7 protein-coding genes and 2 pseudogenes are annotated in these 9,227 nt (G+C 65.0%); 6 read left to right on the forward strand and 3 right to left on the reverse strand.

The genetic code is table 11. The features are described from left to right. The first annotated feature begins 947 nt into the window (after positions 1 to 947). Positions 948 to 1,341: pseudogene (locus GM1_RS20785) on the forward strand (arsenate reductase ArsC). Positions 1,342 to 1,381: 40 nt separating this feature from the next. Here GM1_RS20785 and GM1_RS20790 read toward each other — a convergent pair. Further along, on the reverse strand, positions 1,382 to 2,047 hold the full coding sequence (locus GM1_RS20790) for a TetR/AcrR family transcriptional regulator (protein WP_008382207.1): 666 nt from the start codon (positions 2,045 to 2,047) through the stop codon (positions 1,382 to 1,384). A 121-nt stretch (positions 2,048 to 2,168) separates the two neighbouring features. Between GM1_RS20790 and GM1_RS20795 the strand changes: the two genes are divergently transcribed. The 5 genes and pseudogenes from GM1_RS20795 to GM1_RS23170 all read left to right on the forward strand — a co-directional run. Beyond that, positions 2,169 to 3,770, forward strand: coding sequence for an MFS transporter (locus tag GM1_RS20795; RefSeq protein ID WP_008382208.1), 1,602 nt, complete (start codon positions 2,169 to 2,171; stop codon positions 3,768 to 3,770). Next, positions 3,767 to 4,288, forward strand: coding sequence for a PaaI family thioesterase (locus GM1_RS20800; protein WP_008382209.1), 522 nt, complete (start codon positions 3,767 to 3,769; stop codon positions 4,286 to 4,288). Before GM1_RS20795 ends, GM1_RS20800 begins: the two co-directional genes overlap by 4 nt. A 104-nt stretch (positions 4,289 to 4,392) precedes the next feature. After that, positions 4,393 to 5,877: an adenylate/guanylate cyclase domain-containing protein gene (locus GM1_RS20805; RefSeq protein WP_008382210.1), complete on the forward strand. Its 1,485-nt coding sequence runs from the start codon at positions 4,393 to 4,395 to the stop codon at positions 5,875 to 5,877. A 65-nt stretch (positions 5,878 to 5,942) separates the two neighbouring features. Further along, complete coding sequence (locus GM1_RS23320; protein WP_008382211.1) at positions 5,943 to 6,341, forward strand: DUF6461 domain-containing protein; 399 nt, start codon at positions 5,943 to 5,945, stop codon at positions 6,339 to 6,341. Beyond that, a pseudogene (locus GM1_RS23170) lies at positions 6,272 to 6,517 on the forward strand (DUF6461 domain-containing protein); the annotation flags it as partial. The gene GM1_RS23320 and the pseudogene GM1_RS23170, both read left to right, overlap by 70 nt. Before the next feature lie 64 nt (positions 6,518 to 6,581). Here GM1_RS23170 and GM1_RS20815 read toward each other — a convergent pair. Both GM1_RS20815 and GM1_RS20820 read right to left on the reverse strand, forming a co-directional pair. After that, the gene (locus GM1_RS20815) at positions 6,582 to 8,192 is read right to left on the reverse strand and encodes an AMP-binding protein (protein WP_008382214.1); all 1,611 of its coding nucleotides are present in this window, start codon (positions 8,190 to 8,192) and stop codon (positions 6,582 to 6,584) included. A gap of 195 nt (positions 8,193 to 8,387) precedes the next feature. Then, positions 8,388 to 9,047: a DoxX family protein gene (locus GM1_RS20820; protein WP_008382215.1), complete on the reverse strand. Its 660-nt coding sequence runs from the start codon at positions 9,045 to 9,047 to the stop codon at positions 8,388 to 8,390. Between the last annotated feature and the right edge of the window lie 180 nt (positions 9,048 to 9,227).

Raw genomic sequence — 9,227 nt, forward strand, 5'->3', positions numbered from 1 at the left:
GACAACCTGTCGGCAGTCTGATCCTGGGACAGCACACCCGCCAACGGCTCCATACCCGGTTGAGGAGTCGGACGAAACACCAGTCCGGGGAGTGCAAGCCGCCACGAAAAGGCTTTCAAGTAGCCCGTTGCTCTCGTCACCGAGTGCAGCTACAGGTTGGGCGAGTGCGGATCGGGCGGGTGGGGAGCCACCAGTTCCATCGGCCGAGGAGTCACATGAGGGCCGGCACGAGAATGAGCCGGACAAGGAACGCGTCGATGGCTACTCCCGAGCACCCACGCCAATGCTTTACCACCAGTGCATTGTCAAGATTACCGGCAACCGGCATTATTCAATAAGGAACTATTGTCACTTGAAATAGCGACTGTTTCTGCGCGGTAGATACGATGCGCCTTGGGGTAGACCGGCCTCGCGATTCCTGACGTGCTTGATACCTTTTGGCCGATGTCAAAGTTGCGTCTAGGGGTTCTTACTCTGTTACGTATGGCCGGTGGCGTGCGAGTCTGGAGCCATGCAGACCACCCGCACGTATATCAACTCAGCTCACGTAGCGGCGGTAGTGATCGGCGTCGGTGGCGTCGCGTTCGGTCTGTACTGGGGCATAACTCACGCAGGTGAGCCCGAGATCTTCTCACCAACACTTATCGGGTACGTAGGGGCCGCGCTGGCGCTCAGCAGCGGTTGGCGATTAGTGGCAATCCGTCGCCGATCCCGCCGCCGGGCTCGGCGATGAACCGCGCGCGTGTGTCCTAACAATTCTGGCGACATCGCGAGAAGGATATTGAGCGAGTACCTCCGACGCTCTGGGCCCTGCGTGTCACCGGGCACTGCCGCGCCATCCGCGACGACCTGGACACCAGAGTCCAAAAGTTGTTGCGCGAGTTGACCACTCCCGTTCCTGCCGGACCTCCATCTCCTGTCTCTTCCTGACGAAAGGATCTCAATTCATGTCCACCACCCCCAGCGAGTTGTTCGTCTGCGTGTACAACGCCGGACGCTCGCAGATGGCCGCCGGTTTCCTGTCGCGCCTCGCCGGCGATGCGATGGAGGTCCGCTCCGCCCGAAGCGTCCCCACCGACAGCTCAAATCCGCTGCCGTCGAGGCGATGGCCGAGGTGGGCATCGACATCACGGCGCAAACACCGAAAATCCTCACCACCGATGCCGTGCAAGCCTCAAATGTGGTGATCACCATGGGCTGCGGTGACAGCTGCCCTATCTTCCCCGGGCAAGAGCTACCGGGACGGGGTCCTTGACGACCCGGCCGGGCCAGGGCGTGGAAGCGATTCGCCCGATCCGCGACGAGATTAAAACCCGCGTCGAGGCGCTGATCGCGAATTGACGTCCCAGCCCGCCGCCTCGGGCGGGTGCTGAATCAGAGATCAGTGCGGTGTCACGGTCAGCGCGCGTTGCGCGGAGCGTGCAGCGAGAAAGTCGTCGACGAGTTGATGGCGTTCAGCCGGGCCGATCGGCGGGAGTGCGGTGAGTCGGGTGAAGACGATGGGTCCGACGAGTTGGGTCAGGGCGAGATTGGTGTCGAAGCGACCGAGCTCTTGCTGGGCTTCGGGGCTGCCCAGGATCCGGTCGAACGGTTCGCGGTATTGGTTGACCACCCGTGCGCGAAGGGAACTGACCTGGTTCCGGTCTTCTTCGGGATGCGATGTCGCCCCGGCCGTGCCGGGTTGGGCGGACCCGAGGGCGAGCCACCCGAGCATCGTCAGTTGGGCGGGGGCTTCCTCGATGAGCTTGGCCTGACGGTCCAGCAGTTCGATCAACTGTTCACGGATCGTTCCGGACGCCGGCGGCGCGGTGACCGGGGGCAGCAAACGCTCGAACGCCGCGGCCAGGAGCTGGGTGCTGTCGGAGAAGTGCCGGTAGAGGGTAGTCCGCGCGACCTTGGACGCCTTGGCGACCGCGTCGATCGTGACGGCCTCGATACCGCCGGTCGAGAGCAGGGACGTCGCCGCGTCGAGCAGTCGTGCGCGTGAGCGTGCCTTGCGGGGATCCACGAGCCGGTCCTCGTCGTCGTCGGTGTTCTGGTTGATCATTTCTTCGCCCACCTCGTAATTGTGCCCTCGGATCAGCCGCAGGCACTATCCCCGCACCCCGCGTTGTGCTACTCATAGTAGTGGAACGCTACCAACTGTAGCGTTAAGTGGAGGTGGCTGCATGACCGCCGATGATCGAGTACTGCTGTCGCGGGCGCAGAAGTGGACGTTGGTGGTCTCGTGCCTGTCGGTGGCCCTGGTGGTCGCCTCAATGGCGGCCCTGTACACCGCGCTTCCGAACATTGCGGTGGCCACCGGGGCGACGCAAACCCAGCTCACCTGGGTGGTCGACGGGTACACGCTGGTGTTGGCGTGTCTGGTGTTGCCCGCCGGGGCCCTGGGTGACCGCTACGGCCGGCGGGCGGTGCTGATCGTGGGGTTGGCGCTGTTTTCGCTGGCCTCGGTGGTGCCACTGTTGGTATCGACCCCGTGGTGGTTGATCGCGGCGCGGGCCGCGGCCGGGGTGGGTGCGGCGTTCATGATGCCGTCCACGCTGTCGATCCTGACTGCGGGATTCCCCGAGCAGCAGCGGGGACGCGCGGTCGGGATCTGGGCGGGGGTCGCCGGGTCCGGGGGTCTGCTGGGGATTCTCGGGTCGGGGCTGCTGCTCGACTACTGGTCGTGGCAGTCGATCTTCGTCGGCCTGACCGCGGTGGGGGTGTTTCTGCTGTTGTGTGCCTTCACCATTCCTGAATCCCGCCAGGAAAATCCGCCGTTGATGGATGTGATGGGATCGGTCGCGGTGGTGTTCGCGGTCGGACTAGTGGTGCTCGCCATCATCGAAGCCCCAGTACGCGGCTGGTCGGATCCCGTGGTGGTCGCCGGGTTCGGGCTGGGGGTGGTGGCCACAGTGGTGTTCGTAGTGTGGGAGTTGCGGGCGGATCATCCGCTGCTCGATGTGCGGTTCTTCGCCCGTCGGGGCTTCGGGAGCGGATCGTTCTCCATCACCATCCAGTTCCTGGTGACGTTCGGTGTCTTCCTGGTCCTCGTCCAATACCTGCAGTTGATCTTTGGATACAGCCCGTTGGGTTCAGCGCTGGCCTTGGCGCCGATGATGGTGCCGTTGGTGCTCTTGTCGGCGGTCGCACCGTGGATGACGACCCGGCTGGGGTTGCGGTTGATGACGGTGACCGGTCTGCTCGCCATCGCCGCGGGGTTCTACTTCATCAGCCGGCTGGATTTGGACTCCACCTACGTCGACGTGATGTGGCCGACGCTGATCATGAGCACGGGTCTGGGCCTGACCGCGGCGCCGGCGACGGCGGCTATCGTCGCGGACACCGCGGTCGAAAAGCACGGGGTCGCCGCGGCGGTCAACGACGCCACTCGCGAGATCGGCGCGGCGATCGGCATCGCGGTCGCCGGCAGTGTCTTGGCCGCCGGGTACAGCCACAACATCGCCCCGGCGATCGCGCGGCTCCCACCGGAGGCGCGGGGCCCGGTCGCCGACTCACTCGCCGGTGCCCTCGAGGTCGCCGATCGGGCGGGACCGGCCGGCCAGCAACTCGCCGACTTCGCCAAGTCCGCGTTCCTGCACGGCGTCGAGCAGTCCGCGATCGTCCTCGCACTCATCGCGGCGGCGGGTGCCGCGATCCTGCTGGTCTGGGCGCCCGGCCGCGCTTCCCCGGACGCAGGCGCATCGAGGAGCCCGGCTGAACCGGCCCAGCGCAGTCGGATCCCGCGCCCGCCGCTAGCCAGCACCGTCGAGAAGGAACGCCCGTGACCCAGCTACCGCTGCCGCCGCACTCGCCGACCTGCATGGGGTGCGGGCCAGACAATCTCGCCGGCCTGCAACTGGTGGTGTTCCGCTCCGGCGACGAGGTCTACACCGATGTGACGTTCGACGAACGCCACATCGGTGCGCCCGGCCTCGCGCACGGCGGGGCAGTGGCCGCCGCCTGCGACGACCTGTTCGGCTTCGGCCTCTGGATCGCCCGCACCCCGGCAGTGACCCGGAGCCTCACCGTCGACTACCTCGCCCCCGTCCCGCTGCACCGGCCCCTGCGCATCAGCGCCCACGTCCGGGAGATCGACGGCCGCAAACTGCACCTTAAGGCGACCGCCACCGCCGATGACGGCACCGCATTGTTCACCGCCCACGCGGTGTTCATCGCCGTGTCGATCGAGCACTTCGCCCAACATGGCGCCCCCGGCGCCGTCCAGGACCTACTCGACCGCCTCACCTCCGCGCTCGACCATGACGGGCCGGACAGACCGTCACCGCACCCGCCGGACCGCTGACACGACCGAAAGAAGATGCATCGGTAATGCGGCACACCAGTGCCCGTCCTCACCCCGGGCGGCCACACCCACCAGAAGCCCACAATGCGGCCCAGCCAGTTCCGGTGCTGTTACGCACGAAGTGGGGTCTACCACTGCTGACCGTGGGCTCGAGCGTGGGCGGGGCCGTCGTCGTCGCGCTGCTGATCGTTCTGGGCGGCGCACCGCACCGATTCGGTGCCCAGCTCGGAACGCTTCTGCAGATCCTGGCGGTCTATGTGGTCGTGGCTCTGCTCGTCGCAGTTCGCGGCGTCCTCGCCCTGCGTCGACGCAGCCTCGGGTGGCTGGACACCTCCTCTGCGCCGACACCCGACCACGCCCGCCACACCCTGCGATTGCCCACCGAGTCCACCGTCCTCATCGGATCTCTGTGGGCCGGGGGCATCCTCGCGATGTCCGGCTCGGCCTTCGCGCTCCTGCCCGTCTGGGAGGCCCTCGGCGGAACCCTACTCATGACATTGGGCGGACTTGCCACCGTCGGATACAACTACCTCTTCGTCGAACGTGCACTCCGTCCAGTGATGGCCACGATCCTGGCCGTCGACACCCCACACGCGCCACCACGAACGTCAGTCATCTCCCGGCTGATCTTGACCTGGGTGCTGACCTCCGCGCTGCCATTGGCCGCGGCCATCGCGCTCCTGCACTATCCCGATGCGGCACCGCCCGACCGCATCCGCGCCGCGACCTACCTCGCCGCCCTCGGACTCGTATCCGGGGCCCTCGCGGAAACACTGCTGGCCCGCGCCGTCGCACAACCGATCCACCAGATGCGCGGTGCACTCCGCCGCATCGGGCAGGGCCGGCTCGACGTGCGCGTGCCCGTCGACGACAGCAGCGAAATCGGGGTACTGCAATCCACCGTGAACGACATGGTCCGCGGACTCCAGGAGCAGGACCGACTGCGCGACCTGTTCGGACGGCACGTCGGAAGAGACGTCGCGCAACGCGCACTCGACCGAGGAGCCGACCTGACCGGCGAAATCCGGGAGATAACAGCACTGTTCGTCGACGTAACCAACTCGACGGCACTCGCCCACCAGATCTCACCGCAAGAATTCGTCGACAAGCTCAACCGCCTCCTCGCAGAAGTGATCGCGGCAACCGAGAGCCACCACGGGCTGGTCAACAAATTCGAGGGAGACGCCGCACTCTGCATCTTCGGGGCGCCCGTCGCCCGAGCCGATGCCGCTGACTCCGCACTCCACGCCGCACGGCAGATCCGCGACCGCGTCCTGGCCGACGGGGAACTCGACATCGGGATCGGACTCGCCACCGGCCCCGTCTTCGCCGGAAACCTCGGCACCGACCAACGCCTGGAATACACCGTCATAGGCGACGCGGTCAACGAGGCATCACGCCTCACCGACCTCGCCAAACACACGCCGGGACGGATCCTCGCCAGCGACGCCGTCATCAGAGCCGCCAGCGAACCCGAACGCGAATACTGGACACCACACGGCGACTGCTCCCTCAAAGGACGAACCCTGCCGACACAAACCTGGGAAGCATCGCGCCGGCCTACTGCACCGCCCGCGGCTTGGGTTTGACCCGTCTAGCTAGGGTGACTGCCATGAGCGATGTGACATACCGGGACTATGCGTAGACCAAGAAGGTGCCGGAGCTGAACAACGCATTCTGTGTGACGGTCATCAGCAACGCGACGCTGCCTGAGCGGATCGACGCTCTGCCTACGGTCAGCCAACCCGCCCAGTGCGACCTCGCAACGCTCCTGTTGCGCTCGTTGGAGTCGTGGGAGGAGATCGGTTCAGACAATCTCCTGGCCGGTCTCGTCCAGCACTGCGACTGGACAATTATGTACGAAAGCAACGGCTATATCGGGGCGACTCCGGAACTGATGCAACCACTTTCGGCAGGCCGGAAATCGTTGTTCATCACGGCAGCGAGAACTCGTACTTCTTTCGGTAGGTCGACGGCGAGAGCCGAACATGGTTCGACACGCTATTCGCCGCTGAGCGGAACGGCTCGACACCCGATGAGCTCATGCCGCTGATGCGTCAGATCGGCGGGTTCGAACTCGAGCCCGATGGGTCGGCCAAGCGCACTGAGTTTCACTGCCACGAGGCGACGTTCGCTCTCTGCGACACCGTGACCGGTCTGCGCCTGACCCCGCAGCTGTTGCGGGACACCATCTTCACGGTCGTTATAGCTCGGCGGACATTGGTGTGACACGTTCGCGATCAGTTTCTGATGGTGCGGCGACCAGGAGTGCGATTACCTCGCCACCACTCGATCAATCACCCGTGGCTCTACGCAGGTCCTTGCGGAGGATCTTGCCTGCCGCGCTCTTCGGGATGGCGTCGATGAACTCGACCTCGCGGACCTTCTTGTGCGGAGCAACCTGAGAGGCGACGAACTCGATCACCTGCTCACCGGTGAGATCGGAGCCTTCACGCTTGACCACAAACGCCTTCGGGATCTCCTCGCCGGTGTCGGCCTCGATCACGCCGATGACCGCAACGTCCGCGACATCGTCGTGGGTGAGCAGCAACGCCTCGAGTTCGGCGGGCGGCACCTGGTAGCCCTTGTACTTGATGAGTTCTTTGAGCCGGTCGACGATGTAGACGCAGCCGTTCGCATCGACCCGCGCCATGTCGCCGGTGTGCAGGAACCCGTCGTCGTCGATGGTCTCCTTGGTGGCCTTGTCGTTGTTCAGGTAGCCCGCCATGACGTTCGGGCCCGCCACCCACAGCTCACCCGGCTCGCTGAGTCCTTCGGCCGGGATGTCGATCTCGTCGCCGGTGGCCGGATCGACGATCTTGTTGACCGTGTTCGGGATGGGCCAACCGCACGACGACAGCGGCGCCTCCGGGCCGTCGCCGGGTTTGCTGGGCATGGCGTGGCTGACCGGGCTCAGCTCGCTCATGCCGTAGCCCTGGATGACCCGGGTGTTCAGGCGCTTGGCGACAGCATTGCCCAGCACCTCGTCCAGTGGCGCGGCACCCGACATGATGGTGTTGACCGACGACAGGTCGTAGTCGTCGATCAGCGGGTGCTTGGCCAGCGCGACCGCCACGGGCGGCGCGATGAACACATAGCTGCACTTGTAGTTCTGGATGGATTCGAGGAACTGCACCAGATCGAAACGCGGCATCACCACGAGCCTCGCCCGGTTGTACAGCGCGAGGTTGAGCAGCACCGTCATCCCGTAGATGTGGAAGAACGGCAGCACCGCGAGGACCGAGTCGTCGTGGGACATGTTCAGCAGCGGCTGGCTCTGCGCCACGTTGGCGACCAGGTTGCGATGGGTCAACATCACACCCTTGGGGTTGCCGGTGGTGCCCGAGCTGTACGGCAGGACCGCAAGATGGGTGGCCGGGTCGAAGCTGACGTCCGGTGCCGCAAGGCCGGCACCCAGCAGATCGAGCGCGTTCGGGTGAGGGCTCTCGGCCTCTCCGGGCCCGTTCAGCAAGATCACCGCGCTCTCGGGCAGACCGACCTGCGCTGCTGCCGCCTTGGCCTGGTCACCGAGCTGGGTGATCGTGATGAGCATCTTGGCACCCGAGTCGGTGAGCTGCTTGGCGATCTCGGGCGCGGTGAACAGCGCGTTGACGGTGGTTGCAGTGGCGCCCGCACGCAGGATGCCGTGGAACACGAACGCGAACGCCGAGGTGTTCGGCGACAGCAGTGCAACCTTGTCGCCCACCTCGATGCCACGCGCCGCCAGGGCTCCGGCGAAGGCGTTGATCCGGCCGATCAGCTCGCGGTAGGTGGTGCCCTCGGTGGCGCCGGCGTCGATCAGCGCGGTCCGATCCAGGTCCTCCTCGCTGATCGACCCGAACAACGTCTCGTAGATCGAATCCTCGGAGATCTCCACAGGGGGAAAGGGACTCTTGAAACTCATGATTCTTCGGCCTCCGGCATTGTTGACACAACAAGTGCCGATACTGTTTATCGGCGTCTGCGACTTAGGGGCATATCTAACGGGGACTGTTTTCTTATCGGTTCTATTTGGCCAAGAATCGGCGGACGAAGCGGTGAGAATTATGACGATGGGTAATGTTGGCCTCCGGCTTGGCAGCTGCATCGCCAACTTCGCCTACTTCTTACCGGCTCGTTCGCCCAGTTTGGCCTGTTTTTCCGCAGCCGCTTTGCTCAGCGACGCGGTGCGTTCAGTAGCGACCTCGGCGAGCTCGCCGGCGCGTTCTGTGACGACCTCGGCGATGTGCGACGCACGACCGGCCAGGACACCGGCCGTTGTCGCACTGGCGGCGGTCGACGGCAGCACCGCGGTGACCTTGTCACTCGCGATGGCTGCTGCCTTGCGTCCGCGCCATGCCAGCGAAGGCTTCCCTTCGGTGTCGACGGTTGTGATCAGCAGCCCGCCCAAGAGTCCCACGTTCTTGATGAAATGGGCCTGCTGCTCGGCCCGCTCGTCCAGATCGGTCTCGTTCCAGAAACCGTTTCCGGCCAGCGTAGTCGGAATGATGACGCCTGCGAGGGTCAGAGAGGCGAGCCGCGGGAACTTGCCGGTGGCCAGCGCCAGACCACCGATGATGTGAATCGCGCCGTTGATCCGGACCAGCACCTGCGCGTCGGACGGGATCAGATCCGCGGCCTGCAGGGGCAGTTGGGTTTTTGCTTTGTCGACAAACGGCTGGGTGGTTTCGGCTAGCTGTTCCGGGCGGCGGATCGCATTAATCCCGGTGGCGATGAACGCGGTCGCGAGCATGGGACGGGCAATGCGGCGGATGAGCATGAAACGGCCTCCTCAGGACACTGGTTACAGGGACGTGTTCCGCGAATGTCATGCGCGAAACCTTGTCCCAAATAATTAACTTTCGCTGCGCACAGATGGCCAGCTCTGCGTGATAGGTGGCCATCTTGTGGGTAGTGCCCCCGTGCCAAACTGGGCAGTCGGTTAGGCGACTTACTAGCC

The sequence above is a fragment of the Gordonia malaquae NBRC 108250 genome, assembly GCF_000344135.1.
Classification (GTDB): domain Bacteria; phylum Actinomycetota; class Actinomycetes; order Mycobacteriales; family Mycobacteriaceae; genus Gordonia; species Gordonia malaquae.